The following is an 18,208-nucleotide window of genomic DNA, read 5'->3' as shown; positions in this document are numbered from 1 at the left end:
GCTGGCATGCGCGGTCCGGCGGAACGCGCGTGGTTGGAAAGTCGAAGAAGCGTGCCCGTTTCGGGCGCTATCGGCGGAGCGTCGTCATCGGTGCGCTCCCTGCGGGTTGCGTCCGGGCTTCCCGTTGACGCCGCGCCTCGGCGGCATCGCTGCTGTCCCAGAACGAAAAGAGCCAGACGCCGAGCCGGCGCCGTTTCCAGTACATGCCGTTCAGACGGCGGCGGATTTCCGCGAGCAGGCGCCAGTTCGCGCCGTCGACGCCGATCAGCGCGCCGGGCCGCAGGCCCGATTGGCCGATGAATTGAATGTCCGTGAACTGCTTGCCGGTGTACTTGAGTAGAAAATCCTGAAGCTCTTCTTTCGTCACTTCAGGCTGGAGATTATCGACAAAGATTCTCATCGCACTGCCTGCCTTGTTGTTCAATTCCGTTCTCGACCGCTTGTGACGATCGAATTTGCATACGCTCAGGAATCAAGCTGTTTTCCCGATTCCCGCGTGCGAAACGAGCCGATCAAACCCACACCGAATCCGTCGAATTTCGTGTTTGAATGTGTGCTTTCGTTGATTCAATTCTTCCCGATGGCGTTGCAATTTGAAACAATTTAAACCGCACTTTCTGTCGTGGATCAAAGAACGCGGGAAGGTGGACGGGGGGCAGGCAGGGGGGAAATGCGGGTGAAACGGCCGTGTCGAAGGGGGACGAGTCCGGCGGGATCGACGGCATCGATCCCGCGGATTCGTGGCTTCAGATATCGAAATACAGATAGAACTCCCACGGATGCGGACGCAGCCTGACCGGGTCGATCTCGTGCGTGCGCTTGTAATCGATCCAGGTCCGGATCACGTCGTCGCTGAACACGTCGCCCTTGCGCAGGAACGCGTGGTCGGCTTCGAGCGCCCGCAGCGAGGCATCGAGCGAATCCGGCACTTGCCGGATGTTGCGCGCTTCTTCCGGCGGCAGGTCGTAGATGTTCCGGTCGAGCGGGTCGCCGGGATCGATCCGGTTCTCGATGCCGTCGAGCCCGGCCATCAGCATCGCCGCGAACGCGAGGTACGCATTGGCGGACGGGTCCGGGCAGCGGAACTCGACGCGCCGCGCGTTCGGCGAATCCGAGTACATCGGGATGCGCGCGGCGGCCGAGCGGTTGCGCTGCGACATCGCGAGGTTCACCGGCGCTTCGTAGCCGGGCACCAGCCGCTTGTACGAGTTCGTCGTGGGCGCGCAGAACGCCATCAGCGCGGGCGCGTGCTGCAGCAGGCCGCCGATGTACCAGCGGCACAGGTCCGACGTGAGCGCCCAGCCGGCCGCGTCGTAGAACAGGTTGCGCTCGTCGTCCCACAGGCTCTGGTGGCAGTGCATGCCGCTCGCGTTGTCGGCGTAGAGCGGCTTCGGCATGAAGGTGGCGACCTTGCCGTGCCGGCGTGCGACGTTCTTGCAGATGTACTTGTAGATCATCACGTTGTCGGCCATCCGCGTGAGCGGGGCGAAGCGCAGGTCGATCTCGTTCTGTCCGGCGGTCGCCACTTCGTGGTGGTGCACCTCGACCTGCACGCCGGCCTGCTGCAGCGTCAACGCGATCTCGGAACGGATCTCCTGCAGCGTGTCCTGGGGAGGCACCGGGAAATACCCTTCCTTGTAGCGCGCCTTGTAGCCGAGATTGCCGCCGCCGTAGGCGCCTTCGTCGCGGCCGGTGGTCCAGTCGCCTTCGGCCGATTCGACGTAGTAATAGCCGCTGTGCTGATCCTGCCCGAAGCGGATCGAGTCGAATATGAAGAATTCGAGTTCGGGCCCGAAATAGCAGGTCGTCGCGATGCCGGTTTGCGCCAGATACGCCTCGGCCTTCTTCGCGACATGGCGCGGATCGCGCGAGTACGGCTTTTGCAGCACGGGATCGACGACGTCGCAGATCAGCGACAGCGTCGGCGTGCCGCACACCGGATCGACGAACGCGGTGGCGGGGTCCGGCCTCAGCAGCATGTCCGACTCGTGGATCTCCTGGAAGCCGCGAATCGACGAGCCGTCGAAACCGATGCCGGCTTCGAACAGGCCTTCGTGAACTTCGGGGAGCGTAATCGAGAAGTGCTGCCAGAGTCCCGGCAGATCGGTGAATTTCAGGTCGACGATCTGGATCGCGTGCTTGTGCACCAGATCGATCACGTCGCTCACGCTTTCGGGGCGGGCGACGCGATAGCTGCCTGCGTCGACGGATACCGGGGAAGAAGCCCCGGGGCTGGCTTGCGTATCGGGCATGGACGTTCTCCTCTTCCGGCCCTTTGCCTGTATTCCTGACTTGGTCTGCCCGCGCGCGAAACACAGCACGGGTCCATACACGCAAGCGCGCGTGTTACCGGTCCTCCCTCATCCCGGCCAGGCGGGCTTCGCCGGCGTCCCGCGCGGCGGCGGCCGTGCCGAACGTTTCGTCCGACACGAGTGTGCGCTTCACGTGCTGCGCGTCGAAATCGACGAGCGCGATGACCCAGACGAACGCGCCCGCATGCTCCGCGGTCTGCACGAAGGCACGGACATTGCTGCTGGTTTCCGCATTCATGGCGATCTCCTGAAAAAGGGGGCACTTCGATCGGCCGTCACGCGAGGCCGGTGGGTACGACACATTGATTGTAGGCAATGGGAACCGGCGAATCGGGTCGGGTTTTTGCGGCGCAGCGCGACGCCGGCGACATCTCGTCGCAGGGGCGGGCCCTGATGCTCGGGCATGCCGGGCACGGCGCCGGGCAAGCCGTTGCCAGGAACGCGGATGAATCGCCGAGTCGAATCCATCGCTTGTCTACTTAATATGTTATGCAAATGAATGATCGTCGATTCGACGGAATGCGAACGGTCGTATTTGACCTTGAAAGTACATTTTGATACGATCGTCGCGTTTTAAAATTTCATCCTGTTCGATCAAGCGAATACCCATAGCAGTTCTACGGAATCAATGCGCCGCTTGCCCGCTTCGTTGAAGGCGGGCAACCGCGATTCAACGTGATTGCATCGCCCGCATGCAATCGCCATCGGTACAGCGACACTCGCCACGAAGCCCGCACACCTCGTCATGCGGCGCGCCCCTCTTTAGCCATGTCGTCAGCGTCCGTCTCGACGCGCATCCGTCCGATGCGCCGAAGACCTCGGACATTCCGCCCGGGCGCGCTTTTGCGCGCCTGATATGCCATTCCTGAATCGATTCGTTCGCCGCCTCGATGCGAGCGGCGACGGCATTCATGCAATCGGAAGCGACGAGCCCATGTGAAATCAGCAGGTCCGTTCGAAAGGAAAGCAGCGTTTCAACCAGTCACGACCATTTTGAGGAGTCCAACCGATGACCTTCCGAACCCGATCGAAACATATGCGTAGCGGCGTGAGCGCGGGCGTCGCCGCGCTGCTGTGCATCGCGTCAGCCGGATCGAACGCCGCGCTGCAGCCGAGCGACGAAGCGCCGGTGGCGCGGCGCACCGACATGACCTGCCGGCTCAACCGGGATGCGAGCAAGGACTGCACGACGCACGAAAAGCTGACGATCCTGCGCCCGGCCGGGCGCGCACAGCTGTCCCGGCTCGATTTCGACTTCCTGGACAACGATCGCCTCGAGATCCGCGATGCCGCGGTGATCCAGCCGGACGGCCGGCGCGTCCCGCTGTCGTCGAAGCAGATCGACACGCGCACCGCGCCGAACCCGGAGGCAGGCTTCCACCGCAAGCGCCAGACGTCGGTCGCGTTTCCCGGCTTGCGGGTCGGCAGCACCATCACGTACACGCTCGTCGAGCACGTCGCCGCGACGCCGAATGCGACGGAATTCCACGAGCGCGCGGTGTTCGGGCCGATGCCCGTCCGGCTCGACGCGTACCGCGCCGCGTTTTCCGCCGACCGGCCGATCGCATGGCGCGGCGAGCAGCTCGACGCATTCGACGTCGAGACGTCCGGGCAGGACCACCGTCTCGTCGTCACGCTGAAGGCGCCGCGCTATGTCAACCTGATCAACGAGGACGGCACGATGGCGCGCCGGGTGCCGCGCATCGAGCTGACCAGCAGTCTCGACCGGCAGGCGCACTTCGGCCCGTTCGCGGCGCGCTACAACGCGATTCTTGCCGCGCCGCTGCCCGCCGGTGCGGCGGGCGCCGTCGCGGCGGCGCGCGGCAGGCCCGAGCCCGAGCGCGTCGCCGCGCTGATGAAGCACATCAGCGCGCACTATCGCTACATGGGCGACTGGCGCATGAGCGAGCGCGGCCTCGTGCCGTTCGATCTCGCGCAGGTCGAGGCGAACGGCTACGGCGACTGCAAGGATCTCGCGGTGCTGCTGGCAGCCATGCTCAACGCGAGCGGCATCGATGCGCGGCCCGCGTTCGTGTTCCGCGGCGTCGACGCGGGCCCGCTGCTGGTGCCCGGCCTCGCCGCGCCGAATCATGCGATCGTGCGCGCGGTGGTCAACGGCGAGACCTGGTGGCTCGACCCGACCAACAACGTCTATCTGCCGGGCATCATCCCGCCCGACCTGCAGGAGCGATGGGCGCTGGTCGTCGAGCGCAATGGCGCGGTCGACGAGGACCGCATCGCGGCGCAGGCGCCGCGGGTGATCTTCGACGGCACGTACCATGCGAGCGTGCGCGACGACGGCAGCGCGCGCGTCGATCTGCGCGTCGACAAGGACGGGAACCTGCTGTGGGCGCTGATGGACGGCGACTATGCGCAGGGCGCGACGGCCGTCGATCAGCACCTGTGCAACACATGGTTCAAGGAGCCGGTCGAATGCCGGATCGACCGGCCGGACACAAGCGCCGCCGGGTTCGGCCGCTACCGGATCGGTGCGCACGGCGTGGACCGGCGCGCGCTCGACCGCACGTCGAGCGGCTACGTGTACAACGGCGGCGCCGGATGGCGCGACAAGTGGGAGCGGCTGGTCAACTACCGGCGCAACGGCGACGTCGGCGACCTGTATCTGGGCGACCGGGAGGAAAGCCGGGCCGAGGTGCGCCTCGATGGCGTGCGCGCGGAACAGCCGCTTGCCGCCTGCAGCGTGCGGTCGCCGTGGTTCGACCTCGACGTGACGCCCGAGCCGGCGGCGCGAGGCATCGCGTATCGCCAGCGCCTCGTGCAGAAGGCGCGCTGGCTGGATCACGACGAACTGACGAGCGACGCGTTCGGGCGCTTCATCGACGACGCGCAGCGTTGCACGAATGCGTTGCGGCAGACGGTGTCGGTTGCGTCGCCGGTTTAGCGCGCTCTTGAAAGGGAATGGTGCAAGTGGTCCCGTAGGTGGTGCGATAGGGATGGCATCGATTTTCTAGCCCATCGCTCAGCCCATCAGCAAACGCTGGATGCGATTGGATCGGCTTGAGATCTGGTTTGCCGGCCTCCGTTTCCGCCACTTCTGGCGGAACAAGCCCCGCAAGTTTTCGGACTTTGCGGGGCTTTTCTTTGTCCGGCTTGCTGCATGAGCGAAGTGCGTCGATGCGGAAGTGCAGCCGTGAATCGGCCGTCGCTGGACGTATTCAGGATAGCGATATGTATCTCAAAAAAACAGGAGCGCGCATCAGTTTGCACTATCCGACGTCGCAGTGATGTCAGGTATTTTTTGAGATGACTATTGGAGATACCATTCGGTCGATCATCGGAATAGCGGTATGGGCTGCTCGTATCGCTGAATGTGCTGCTCGGAACTCCGAAAGTAATGGACTGACATCCGCATCAGCTTGATGTCGAGCCAATTTTTCAAGATCCTAATCGAACCCATAACCGCAACCATGGCGACTACAGCTCGACCGGCATCCTCCCCGACCCAACTCCGCTGTCCGATTTGCGACAAGTTCGGCTTGCCAATTCTGCCGGTTCGTTATGCGGTAGCGCGAACCGACATGGGTCATGCTCCCGCATTGCCAAAGGGGTTCGGAGCAGGAGTCGCCGATATCGAGTTGCCGGCCGATTCGGCTCGCTATATGTTGCGCACGTTGCGTGCCGGATATCTATACGTTTTCGACGAGCAGCTCAATCATTGGAGCGGATATGTCGTCAACGAGCAAAGCTATCTATGGGAATTCAACATCCGGGAAGCGCCTCCCAAGGTGGATGCGCTCAACTTCAATGCCGCATGCAGAGCCAAAAACGATCCATATCTTGCCCGCTGCTTTACGGTAGCGGATGCGCGGTACGCAACAAAGATATGGATCGCCTTTAGCACGGCACCCTGGACTGCGCAGGTACTCAAAGATCACGGGTCGCGGGCGCATCGAGAGGCGCATATGCAATGTATCGACGTTGCAGCCTGGATCCAGGGGGCGAGCCTGCAACACATGGGCTCATTCGACACACTGCCGCATATCGCCGAATTCGCCGCGGACGCTGAAACGTTGCGGAATGAAACACGCGCGTATCTGCAACGCTTCCTGCCCGCGCCGTACAAGCGACCGCAGGCGTTGCTGAAAGGCGACGGCTCGGTCAAGAGCGATGACAAGAGCAAACAGGCGCTTGACCTGATTTCGCCGCTATTTCAGGAGATACTCAAAGGCGCGGTAGCACGTCCGAAACCGGATGACCTCAACGCAAAGCTGATGACGGCGGCTTGGGCGTTTTCGCCCCAGCCGTTGCGCTTTGCCAAGCCGGAAGCCGAACGGATGAGCGCCTGGGCCAAGCGTATGGCGCAGCCATACCGTCCCGCAGTCGTCGGAGTGGTCGACCCGGTGGGGATCGCGATGGAACTGAACGGTCTCGCCATCCAGCGGGCGCTGGAATATACCGAGCAGGCGGACCTCAAATGGGAATTTGAAACGGTCGGCGCAATCAATGCCATTCGCAAAGCCGTCATCAATGGCGCGATGGTCGAGCGAAGCGAATATCAGCAGAATACCGCGGCGATCTTTCGGCCATTCGTGCCGGGTGCGCTGATTCGTCATTCCGGCAATATCGCTGCGATGAGCCGGAACATCGAACAGGCGGGTATGCTGACGCCCGACCAGATACTGAGGCTGGAAACCGAAACCTGGCCCAAGTACGTCAGCTATCTGAATCCGAAGAATTATCAGGATGCGCAGACCCGATTCACGGACGGCCTGAACACGCTTGACACCAACACGATCGGGCCGCTCGATCAAGCCTATGTCGCGTGGCTCAAAAGCCGCTTCTTCGTCGACCACTTCACGCACAACTTCGATCCGAACGATATCCGCAACGGCGTGATTTATCAGCAAGTGGTTCACGGCTGCATCATCGATGCCAGCGGCCGGCGTCATGCTCGATCCTTTTTCAACGAGTGCCTGGGCAAGGATCCGATGTTGCCCGACAACCCGATTCTCCGGGCATTGATTTTCAACCACCAGAAACTCGCGACGACCTGGTCGCAGTCACAGACCGACAAGAACACCAGCCCCAACATACCGTGGCGGGATATCAGTGCTCGAATGCTCGACGCGGTCAAAGATACGTTTGTCAAGATACGCATGGGCGAGAACCTTCAAGGGCCGTTCACGAATATCAGCAAATATTTGTTTCAGCTTCTCGGTCTCGTCACCGAGCGTTTGGGGAAAGTGATCAACAAGGGCGTGGTGGCCGGCATGGCCGCGCTGCCGGAGCGACGTTTGATTGCGCTGATGCTGGGCGTCGCACGTGCGCAGAATCCCCATCTGGAACTGATCGAGGTATCGAGCGATCTGTCGCCGAAGCAGGCGGCCAGAACGTTGGCGCGTGCGGTCAACGCGATCTCGGGGGGCGGTGCATCGAATCTGTATAAAAGAGCGGAGGACTTGATCGTTGAAACGCGTGCCGCCACGAGCATCCCGGCTCGCGGGATGTTTCTCGTCGATAGCTCCGAGTTATCGCGGATGGGCAGGGGTTACAGCAATGCGCAGAAGCTGGCTACGGTTGATCCACAAACCTTCGAATCCTTGCTGACCAGAACCGCAAGCGAATTGGCTCGCCCTGAAATCAAGGCGGGGGTCGTTGTCGGGATCTTTGCTGCCGCGACGGTGATTGGGTATTACGGAGATTATGTTCGGGGCGGGAAGACGGGTTTGCTGGGATTGAATTTTGGTGCGGCGGTGACGGCTTTTTTGGGGATTACGGTGGAGGTGACCGGACGTTCAATGCAAAAAATGCCTTGGTTGGAAAGTGCGGTTAGTCGGGTGCTTGCTTCTTTGCGTATTACACGTAATTTTACTGCTGGATGGTTGATTGGAGCGGGAAAGTGGTTAGGTGTTGCCGGTGGGGTGGGAATGGGAGTTGTTACTATAATTCAAGGTTTTGTTGAGAAAAAATATAACTTTTTTGTTGGCATATTAATGGTTGGATTGGGTGGTGCAATGGCGTACGTTGCGCTTGCTGCAGTTTATGCATCTTTAATGACGGCTGGCGTTTATTTTGTGATTGGGATATTGATTGCGGCATCCTTGTGGGTGGTTTCAAGATTTCAAAGTAATGCAATTCAACAGTGGATGGCTCAATCAAAGCTTGGAAGGCTTTCAGAGGGTGAGCGATTTGGATCATTGTTGGACCAGCAAGCGGCGTTTGCGAAACTTGCGGGAGAATGAATCATGGAAAGTGGATTTTTTGCCCCATTTAAAACGCAAAAAAAATATTCGTATTATGAGAGGCGTTATTATGGTTTGCCTCGGGACCCAAAACTGTTGGCCGGTACAGAGCCTGACGACCGATCTAGTCTAATTGGGTTTAATTCAACCTATCTAGAAATGATAGATAGATGGTACTCGATTCGAGGGGGAATGCAGACTATTTTGGGGGTTTTGATATCAATAGTATTTTATGCGGCGATTTTGTCGGTGATCTGGGTTTTGATTGTTGACTTATTTCGTGAAAAGAATTATTTGGTGGATGTGGTTGCATTAATTTTATTTTATTTGATGTCGTGGGGTGTGATGCGAATGATCAAGCGGACATTGGGGCGAGAATTTTTCTCGTATTCTTATTTCCCGATTCGCTTTAACCGTCAAACGCGAATGATCCATGTGTTTCGTCACAATGGCCGGAATGGAGTGCTATCTGTGCCATGGGATCAAGTTTATTTTCATATCGGAAAAGGTGAAGTTAACCGCGATCTTACTGATATCCGCGGTCACGTGATGGATGGCGATAACGTGATCGATACCTTTGCCGTCGGCCATTTCTTCGGTCGCGATGAGCAACCAGTTCGCCAGATCTGGAAATTCATCGTCGTTTACATGGAACAGGGGCCGCAGGCCCTACCCAAGGACATGGTGATTGGTACCTCGACCAGCCGAAGCTGGACGAACTGCTTCCTTTGGGCCAAATCGTATTGCGACATCTGGCTGCCGATACCATTGATTACCTGGGTCGCGACGGCGCTGGTAACCTGCATGCGCTGGCTCGTCATGCAAAGCTGCAAGGATCCTGTCTGGCCGGCCGAAATCGAGGCGACGTCGGCCATCGAACCGAACGATCCCTACCAGTGGGCGGAACCGAGGTTCACAGGCGAGTTCGCCAAGGACGACAAGGTTTGGGCCGCAATGCTTGCACGGGCGAAACGCCGTGACAAACAAGAAAACTGATCGACGCCGCCCCAAGTCTTGTCGTGAACACACTCTGGCGCGATCACCACGCGTTCCGCGATAATTCAGCGTCCCGCTGCACGCCGCACGCAGCGGGGCCTGCATCACGCATACCAAGCATCCACGGCGCAACTGGGCCGCGCCGTCAAAGATAACGATTCGGGGTACGTCGCCGAGGCCGGCAGCACGTCCTTGACGAGGAAACAACAACATGGATTTGCTGCGCTTTTTGCTGCGCCTGCCGTTTCGCGCGATCGGTTTCGTCTGGCGTCTGCTCGGCCACGTGCTGAGGCCGCTCGTCGGAGACGTGTCATGGCGCGCGCCCGCCTGGGTGGGCTTCACCGTCGCGACGGTGCGCCGCCGCCCGTGGCATGCCGGCGGCGCCGTGCTGCTCGGGGTCGCGCTGGCGGGCGGCTGGCACTGGTACAAGCACCGCCCGAAGCCGCCCGAACCGGAAACGGTCAGCTTCACCGTGAAGCCGCCCGCCGTCACGAGCTACGACACCGACGAAAGCGGCAAGCCGAAGGTGACGATCCATCCGCTCGACATCGCGTTCTCGCATTCGGCCGCGCCGCTCGACCGCGTCGGCAAGCCGATCGAGCGCGGCATCGAGATCACGCCCGCGCTGAAGGGCGTGTGGCAATGGGTCGACGACAAGACGCTGCGCTTCACGCCGGCGGCCGACTGGCCGGTCGGCGCGCACGTCGAAGGGCGCTTCGCGGTGCGTGAAGCGTTCGCGCCGCAGGTGACGATGGCCGACGACCGTTTCGCGTTCGACGTGCCGGCATTCGCCGCGCAGACGGGCAGCACCCAGTTCTACCAGGACCCGGAAAACCCCGCGCAGAAGCAGGCGATCCTGCAGGTCCGCTTCAACTACCCGGTCGATCCGGCCGCGTTCGAGAAGCGCATCGGGCTCGTGCTCGTCGGCCGCGACGGCAAGGGCGCGACGCCGCTGCGCTACACGGTCAACTACGACGCGAGCAAGCTGAGCGCCTGGGTGCAGTCGCAGCCGCTCGAGATTCCGCGCGACCCGCTGTCGGTGCGGCTCGACGTCGACAAGGGCGTGACGAGCGCGCGCGGCGGCAACGGCACGAAGGACGCGCTGCGCGCGTCGGTCGGCGTGCCGGGCCTCTTCAGCCTGTCGATCGGCGGCGTGTCGCCGACGCTCGTCGACAACGATCGCTACGAGCCCGAGCAGGTGCTGGTCGCGGAAACGTCCGACGGCGTGCGCAGCGCGGAGCTCGCCACGCGCGCGAAGGCGTGGGTGCTGCCGAAGCGCAAGCCGGGCGTCGACCAGGCGGATGACGACCCGCCCTACGAATGGAACGTCGCGGACGTCGGCGACGCGGTGCTGAAGCAGGCGAAGCCGCTGCCGCTCGAGCCGGTCCCGACCGAGAACGACTACGCGACGCTGCAGAGCTTCAAGTACCACGCCACGCCGGGCGACCGCATTTACGTGCGTTTCGACGACGGCCTGAAGTCGGCCGGCGGCTACCTGCTCGGCAAGGCCGTGACGCGCGCGTTCACGGTGCCCGACTATCCGAAGCTGCTGCGCTTCATGGCCGACGGCGCGCTGCTGTCGATGAGCGGCAGCAAGCGGATCTCGGTCGTGTCGCGCAACCTGCCCGGGATGAAGGTCGAGATCGGCCGCGTGGTGCCCGACCAGCTCCAGCACCTCGTCAGCTTCAACCACGGCACGTACGCGCGCCCCGAACTGTCGTATTCGTTCAGCGAGGACCACATCGTCGAGCGCTTCGTGCAGAAGCGCGCGTTCCCGGCGGGCGAGCCGGGCAAGGCGCACTACGAGGGCGTCGATCTCGGGCAGTACCTGAAGGGCGGCAAGCGCGGCGTGTTCCTGCTGCACCTGTCCAAATACGATCCGGCCGCCGAGAAGAAGCACGCGGACGCCGCCCAGGGCGACGACGCGGCGGCGGACGGCAACGGCGACCCGGACCACGCCGACAGCGCGGATTCAGGCGGCGACGGCAGCGACGACGACAGCTCGCTCGGCGACACGCGCCTGATCGTCGTGACGGACCTCGGGATGCTCGTCAAGCGCGCGCTCGACGGCAGCCAGGACGTGTTCGTCCAGTCGATTCGCTCGGGCCGACCGGTCGCGGGCGCGACGGTGTCGGTGCTCGCGGTGAACGGCCAGGCGCTGTTCACGCAGACGACCGCCGCGGACGGCGTCGTGCACTTCCCTGCGTTCAAGGGGCTCGAGCGCGAGAAGCGTCCGCAGCTTTACGTCGTGAAGAAGGACGGCGACCTGTCGTTCCTGCCCGTGTCCGGACAAGACCGCCAGCTCGATTTCTCGCGCTTCGACGTCGGCGGCGAGCGCAACGCGACCGGCCAGGGGCAGCTGTCCGCTTACCTGTTCTCGGATCGCGGGCTGTACCGGCTCGGCGACCCGTTCCATGTCGGCCTGATCGTGCGGGCGGCGAACTGGGCGCGCAGCCCGGCCGGCGTGCCGCTGCAGGCCGAGATCGTCGATCCGCGCGGGATGACGGTCGAGCGCCGGCCGGTGACCGTCGACGCGACCGGTTTCACCGAGCTCGGCTATACGACCGCCGAGACCGCGCCGACCGGCGCGTGGACCATCAACCTGTACATCGTCAAGGACGGCCAGCCGGGCGCGGAGCCGATCGGCAGCACGACGGTGCAGGTGAAGGAATTCCTGCCGGACCGGATGAAGGTCGACGCGAAGCTGTCGCAGCAGGTCGTCGAAGGCTGGGTGAAGCCGGACGGGCTGAAGGGGATCGTCGATGCGCAGAACCTGTTCGGCACGCCGGCGGAGAAGCGCCGCGTCGCGGCGACGCTGACGCTGCGGCCGGCATGGCCGTCGTTCCGCAGCTGGCAGGGCTATCGCTTCTTCGACGCGCGGCGCGCGCAGGAGGGCTACACGACCACGCTGCAGGACGGCCAGACCGACGACAAGGGCCATGCGGAATTCGATCTCGACCTCGGCAAGTACGCGGACGCGACCTACCAGCTCTACTTCCAGGCGAAGACTTATGAAGCGGAAGGCGGGCGCAGCGTCGCCGCGAACGCGCAGACGCTCGTGTCGAACAACGACTGGCTGGTCGGCTACCGGTCGGTCGACGATCTCGGCTACGTGAAGCGCGGCAGCCCGCGCACGGTGCGGCTCGTCGCGATCGATCCGCGCGCGAAGGCGATCGACCTGAAGGACCTGCGCGCGCAGCTCGTCGAGCAACGCTACGTGTCGGTGCTGACGAAGCAGGATTCGGGCGCGTACAAGTACGACTCGCGGCTGAAGGAAGTGCCGGTCGACGAGCAGCCGCTGGCGCTTCCCGCCGCGGGCCGCGACTTCGCGCTGCGCACCGACAAGCCCGGCAGCTATGCGCTGGTGATCCGCCGCGCGGACGGCGTCGCGGTGAACCGCATCGAGTACACGGTCGCGGGCGACGCGAACGTGACGCGCTCGCTCGACCGCAACGCGGAGCTGCAGGTGAGCCTGGCCAAGCATGACTACAAGCCCGGCGAGCAGGTCGAGATCGCGATCCGCGCGCCCTACGCGGGCAGCGGCCTGATCACGATCGAGCGCGACAAGGTGTACGCGCACGCATGGTTCCATGCGGACACGACGAGCTCGATCCAGCACATCAAGGTGCCGGCCGGCTTCGAAGGCAACGGCTACATCAACGTGCAGTACATTCGCGATCCGTCGTCGGACGAGATCTTCATGAGCCCGCTGAGCTACGGCGTCGTGCCGTTCTCGGTGAACCTCGACGCGCGCCGTAACGCGCTCACGGTCGACGCGCCCGCGCTCGTGAAGCCGGGCGACACCGCGACCTTCACCGTGCATTCGGCGAAGCCCGCGAAGGTCGTCGTGTTCGCGGTCGACGAGGGCATCCTGCAGGTCGCGCGCTACAAGCTCGGCGATCCGCTGAAGTTCTTCTTCCGCAAGCGGATGCTCGAAGTCGGCACGTCGCAGATCCTCGACCTGATCCTGCCGGACTTCGAGAAGCTGATGTCGATGGCCGCGCCCGGCGGCGACGCCGACGACGCGCTCGGCCGCCAGCTCAATCCGTTCAAGCGCAAGCGCGACAAGCCGGTCGTCTACTGGTCGGGGATCGTCGACGTGAACGGCGACGCGCGCGTCAGCTACACGGTGCCGGACTACTTCAACGGCCGGCTGCGCGTGATGGCCGTGTCGGTGTCGCCGGATCTCGTCGGCACCTACGAAGGCGCGACGACCGTGCGCGGCGATTTCGTGCTGTCGCCGAACGTGCCGGCCACGCTCGCGCCGGGCGACGAAGCGGAGGTGAGCGTCGGCGTCGCGAACAACCTGACGGGCGTCGGCAACGCGCCGGTGCCGGTGGCGGTCACGCTGAAGACGGGCCCGCAGCTGCAGGTGGTCGGCCCGGCGACGCAGAACGTCACGCTCGCGCCGATGCGCGAAGGCGTCGCGCTGTTCCGCGTGAAGGCGACCGACGCGCTCGGCTCCGGCACGCTGTCATTCGGTGCGCGCTACGGCGCGAAGGCCGCGCAGCAGAGCGTCGACGTGTCGGTGCGGCCGGCCGCCGCGTTCCGCACGCAGCTCGACTTCGCGCGGCTCGACGCGGGCAAGAAGGCGAGCGTGCCGAACCTGCGCAGCATGTACGACGCATACGCGGCGCGCGACGCGAGCATCTCGACCGCGCCGCTCGTGCTGTCGGAAGGGCTGGCGTCGTATCTCGTCAACTTCGATCACTATTGCAGCGAGCAGATGGTGAGCGCGATCGTGCCGCGCCTGTTCGCATCGAAGTGGCTGTCGGTGCGCGCGCTGACGAGCCCGCGGCAGCCGCGGGCCGCATCGTCCGCGTCGGCCGAGAAAGCCGCCGCGGACGCGGCCGCGCAGTTCTTCGGCGCGCTGCGCAGCCGGCAGAACGCGCAGGGCGGCTTCGGGCTGTGGAGCGCGACGCCGGATGCCGATCCGTTCTTGTCCGCGTACGCGATGCACGTGCTGATCGACGCGCGCGAGCGCGGCGCGGCCGTGCCGAAGGACATGCTCGACACGGGCAGCGCGTACCTGCAGCAGCTCGCGGCGAACGACCGGCTCGGCTCGCTCGACCTGCTGCGGCAGCGCGCGTATGCGGTGTACCTGCTGACGCGCGAGGGCAACGTGACGACCAACAGCCTCGCGGCGGTGCAGAAGCGCCTGCAGGACGCGTACCCGAACGACTGGAAGACCGATCTCGCGGCCGCGTGGCTCGCCGCGTCGTACCAGCTGCTGAAGCAGGACAAGGAGGCGGCGGCGCTGATCGCCGGCCCGCAGGGGCTGCTCGAGCGCAAGGCGGCGCGCAACGAGCCGTACGAAGCCGGCTACTACATCGATCCGCTGACGCGCGACGCGAGCGTGCTGTACCTGCTCGCGAAGCACTTCCCCGAGCGCGCGCGCAAGCTGTCGCCGCGCGTGATGGAGAACGTCGCGGCGCCGCTCGAACGCAACCGCTACAACACGCTGTCGTCGGCGATGACGATCCTCGCGCTCGACGCGTACGCGGGCTCGAGCGCGGGCGGCCTCGACAAGCTCGCGATCGACGAGGTGCGCGCGGGCGGCGCGCCGAAGGACGTGTCGTCGGTGCAGGCGAACCTCGTGCGCTCGGGCACCTGGGGCGCGGGCGCATCGCGGGTCGACTTCGTGAACGGCAGCGCGCTGCCCGCGTGGTGGATCGCGAGCCAGTCGGGCTACGACCGGGGCGCGTCGGCGAAGGCGATCAGGAACGGCCTCGAGATCGTGCGCGAGTACACCGACACGAGCGGCAAGCCGCTCGACAAGGTCACGCTCGGCCAGGAAATCGACGTGCACGTGAAGATCCGCGCGACGGGCTCGGCGAGCGTCGGGAACGTCGCGATCGTCGACCTGCTGCCGGGCGGCTTCGATCCGGTGATCGCGCCGCCGCCCGCGACCGACGCGCAGGACGGCAACGGCGATGCCGACGGCGCGGATGCGGCAAGCGCCGCGAATGCGCGGTGGCGCTCGCCGATCGGCGTCGCGGGCTCGACCTGGCAGCCGGAATACGCGGACGTGCGCGAGGACCGCGTGGTGATCTACGGCACCGCGACGACCGACGTGCGCGAGTTCGTGTACCGGATCAAGGCGAGCAACGCGGGCCGCTTCGTCGTGCCGCCCGCGTATGGCGAGTCGATGTACGACCGGCGCGTGCAGGCGCAGTCGCCGGGCGGCGCGACGCTTACGGTCGGGCGCGCGCGATGATCGCGGTGTGGCATGCGATGTGTGCGCCGCGTTCGGCGGAAGGTGGACGCGTGCATGGCTGACGGGTCCGCATTCCGCCGGGCGCTGCATCGTGCCGGCCGCTGGCTGCATCGCTGGCAGAACTGGATCGCGGGCGCGCTGCTCGTCGTGGCGGTGCTGGCCGGTTTACGGCTGTGGCCGCATCCGTCGCTGCGCGACTGGAAGCCGTCGTCGACCGCCGTGTTCGACGCGCACGGGCGGCTGCTGCGGCTCACGCTCGCGAAGGACGACCGCTACCGCCTGTGGGTGCCGCTCGAACGGATGTCGCCGCAACTCGTCGAAGCGGTGCTGCTGCACGAGGACCGCTGGTTCTGGCGGCATCCGGGCTTCAATCCGTACGGCCTGGCGCGCGGCGCGTGGGTCACCTACGTGCGCGGCGGCAATCCGCAGGGCGGCTCGACGCTGACGATGCAGCTCGCGCGCTCGCTGTGGCGGCTCAACACGCGCACGCCGCTCGGCAAGCTCGAACAGGTCGGCCGCGCGGTGCAGCTCGAGCTGTTCTATTCGAAGCGGCAGATCCTCGAGGCCTACCTGAACGATGCACCATACGGCCGCAACGTCGAAGGCGCGGGCACCGCGAGCCTCGTGTATTTCGACCGGCAGGCCGATGCGCTGACGCTGCCCGAGGCGCTCGCGCTCGCGGTGATCCCGCAGGATCCGGCGCGGCGCGTGCGCGGCGGCGCGGGGCAGGACGCGATCAACCGCGCGCTCGCCGCGTCCCGCAACCGGCTGTATGCGCGCTGGCTCGCCCGCCATCCGCGCGATGCGGCATCGAGGCCGCTGTTCGCGCTGCCGCTCGCGATGCGCCCGCTCGCGGCGCTGCCGTTCGACGCGCCGCACGCGGTCGACCAGGCGCTGGCCGAGCGCGACGCGTGGCGCACCCGTGTGGGCGGGGACGATGATGAAAGCGACGACGCGCGCGTCGTCACGTCGCTCGATCTCGACCTGCAGCGCGCGCTCGAACGGCAGGTGGGCCGCTACGTCGCGCGCAACGACACGCAGGGCATCCGCAACGCGGCGGCGATCCTCGTCGACACGCGCGACATGGGCGTGAAGGCGCTCGTCGGCTCCGCGAACTTCTTCGACCGCGCGATCCAGGGGCAGGTGAACGGCACGCTCGCGCGGCGCTCGCCGGGCTCGACGCTCAAGCCGTTCATCTATGCGCTCGGCTTCGACCAGGGCGTGCTGCATCCGCAGACGGTGCTGCGCGACGTGCCGACGTCGTTCGGCCCGTACGCGCCGGAGAACTTCGACGGCCGCTTCCTCGGGCCGATCACCGCGACCGATGCGCTGAACCGCAGCCGCAACGTGCCCGCCGTGTGGGTCGCGTCGCAACTCAGGCAGCCCGATCTCTACCGGTTCCTGCAGGAGGCCGGCGTGCGCCGGCTCGCGAGTGCGCAGCACTACGGGCTCGCGCTCGTGCTCGGCGGCGGCGAGGTCACGATGCAGGATCTCGCGCGCCTGTACGCGATGCTCGCGAACGGCGGCGTGCTGCGGCCGCTGCGGCTGCGCGACGACGAGCCGGTCGCGCCGGGCCGGCGGCTGCTGAGCGCGGAGGCGAGCTTCATGACGATGGACATGCTGCGCCAGCACCTGCGCCCCGACGAGACGAGCGGCGCGCAGCCCGGACGGCTGCCCGTGTACTGGAAGACCGGCACGTCGTGGTCGTTCCGCGATGCGTGGACGGCCGGCGTGTTCGGGCCGTACGTGCTGGTCGTGTGGGTCGGCAATTTCGACAATTCGAGCAACACGGCGTTCGTCGGCGTCGACGCGGCAGCGCCGCTGTTCTTCCAGATCGTCGATGCGCTGAACGCCGAGCGCGCGCTCGCCGAGCCGGCGCGGCCGGCGCCGGCGCGCGTGAAGCGCGTGCGGATCTGTCTCGCGAGCGGCGACCTGCCGAACGAGTGGTGTCCGCAGCAGGGCTGGACGTGGTTCATTCCGGGCACGTCGCCGATCCGCGTGAGCACCGTGCACCGGCCCGTCGTGATCGACGACGCGACCGGCCGCCCCGCGTGCCCGCCTTATGACGGCAAGCGCACGCACACCGAAGTGTTCGAGTTCTGGCCGTCGGATTTGCAGCAGGTGTTCGCGCAGGCGGGCATTCCGCGCAGGCGCCCGCCGCAGAATCCCGACTGCGGCAACGCCGGGCAGGTCGACGGCGATCCGCCGCGCATCACGTCGCCGCTGCGCGGCAGCACGTATGCGATGCGCGTGAAGGACGCGGGCGGCACGCGCATCGCGTTCAACGCGACCGCCGATGCGAGCGCGCATGCGCTCTACTGGTTCGTCAACGACGCGTACGTCGGCCGCAGCGCGCCGGGCGACGCGCTGTTCTGGCAGCCGGCAACGGCGGGCAGCTTTACGGTGCGGGTGGTCGACGACCACGGCCGCAGCGACCAGCGGCCGCTGGCGGTCGGGATCGAGCAGTAGCCGGCGCGGCG

General features: G+C 65.0%; 8 protein-coding genes. 5 read left to right on the top strand and 3 right to left on the bottom strand.

What is annotated here, in order from left to right; translation table 11 throughout:
• Window positions 1–67: 67 nt before the first annotated feature.
• From KY49_RS33545 to KY49_RS33535, 3 genes are all read right to left on the bottom strand, one after another.
• Window positions 68–400: a hypothetical protein gene (locus KY49_RS33545; RefSeq protein WP_042588942.1), complete on the bottom strand. Its 333-nt coding sequence runs from the start codon at window positions 398–400 to the stop codon at window positions 68–70.
• Window positions 401–746: 346 nt separating this feature from the next.
• On the bottom strand, window positions 747–2,252 hold the full coding sequence (gene glnA, locus KY49_RS33540; RefSeq protein WP_042588524.1) for a type I glutamate--ammonia ligase: 1,506 nt from the start codon (window positions 2,250–2,252) through the stop codon (window positions 747–749).
• Window positions 2,253–2,346: 94 nt separating this feature from the next.
• Window positions 2,347–2,550, bottom strand: a complete 204-nt coding sequence (locus tag KY49_RS33535; protein ID WP_010092364.1) for a hypothetical protein — start codon at window positions 2,548–2,550, stop codon at window positions 2,347–2,349.
• Window positions 2,551–3,321: 771 nt separating this feature from the next.
• Between KY49_RS33535 and KY49_RS33530 the strand changes: the two genes are divergently transcribed.
• The 5 genes from KY49_RS33530 to pbpC all read left to right on the top strand — a co-directional run bounded on the left by KY49_RS33530 (window position 3,322) and on the right by pbpC (window position 18,197).
• Window positions 3,322–5,214, top strand: a complete 1,893-nt coding sequence (locus KY49_RS33530; protein WP_082062492.1) for a DUF3857 domain-containing transglutaminase family protein — start codon at window positions 3,322–3,324, stop codon at window positions 5,212–5,214.
• 478 nt (window positions 5,215–5,692) lie between these two features.
• A complete protein-coding gene (locus KY49_RS33525) occupies window positions 5,693–8,515 on the top strand; it encodes a T6SS effector BTH_I2691 family protein (protein ID WP_197083631.1) in 2,823 nt (940 codons plus the stop codon).
• Between the two features lie 192 nt (window positions 8,516–8,707).
• On the top strand, window positions 8,708–9,511 hold the full coding sequence (locus KY49_RS37960) for a DUF6708 domain-containing protein (RefSeq protein ID WP_156162662.1): 804 nt from the start codon (window positions 8,708–8,710) through the stop codon (window positions 9,509–9,511).
• Between the two features lie 211 nt (window positions 9,512–9,722).
• The gene (locus tag KY49_RS33515; protein ID WP_042588521.1) at window positions 9,723–15,728 is read left to right on the top strand and encodes an MG2 domain-containing protein; all 6,006 of its coding nucleotides are present in this window, start codon (window positions 9,723–9,725) and stop codon (window positions 15,726–15,728) included.
• A gap of 54 nt (window positions 15,729–15,782) precedes the next feature.
• A complete protein-coding gene (gene pbpC, locus KY49_RS33510; protein ID WP_052495827.1) occupies window positions 15,783–18,197 on the top strand; it encodes a penicillin-binding protein 1C in 2,415 nt (804 codons plus the stop codon).
• Window positions 18,198–18,208: the final 11 nt, after the last annotated feature.

Origin of the sequence: Burkholderia sp. MSHR3999 (assembly GCF_000833595.1) — a bacterium.
Taxonomy (GTDB): Bacteria; Pseudomonadota; Gammaproteobacteria; order Burkholderiales; family Burkholderiaceae; genus Burkholderia; species Burkholderia ubonensis.
This window is presented reverse-complemented; position numbering and strand designations above follow the sequence as displayed.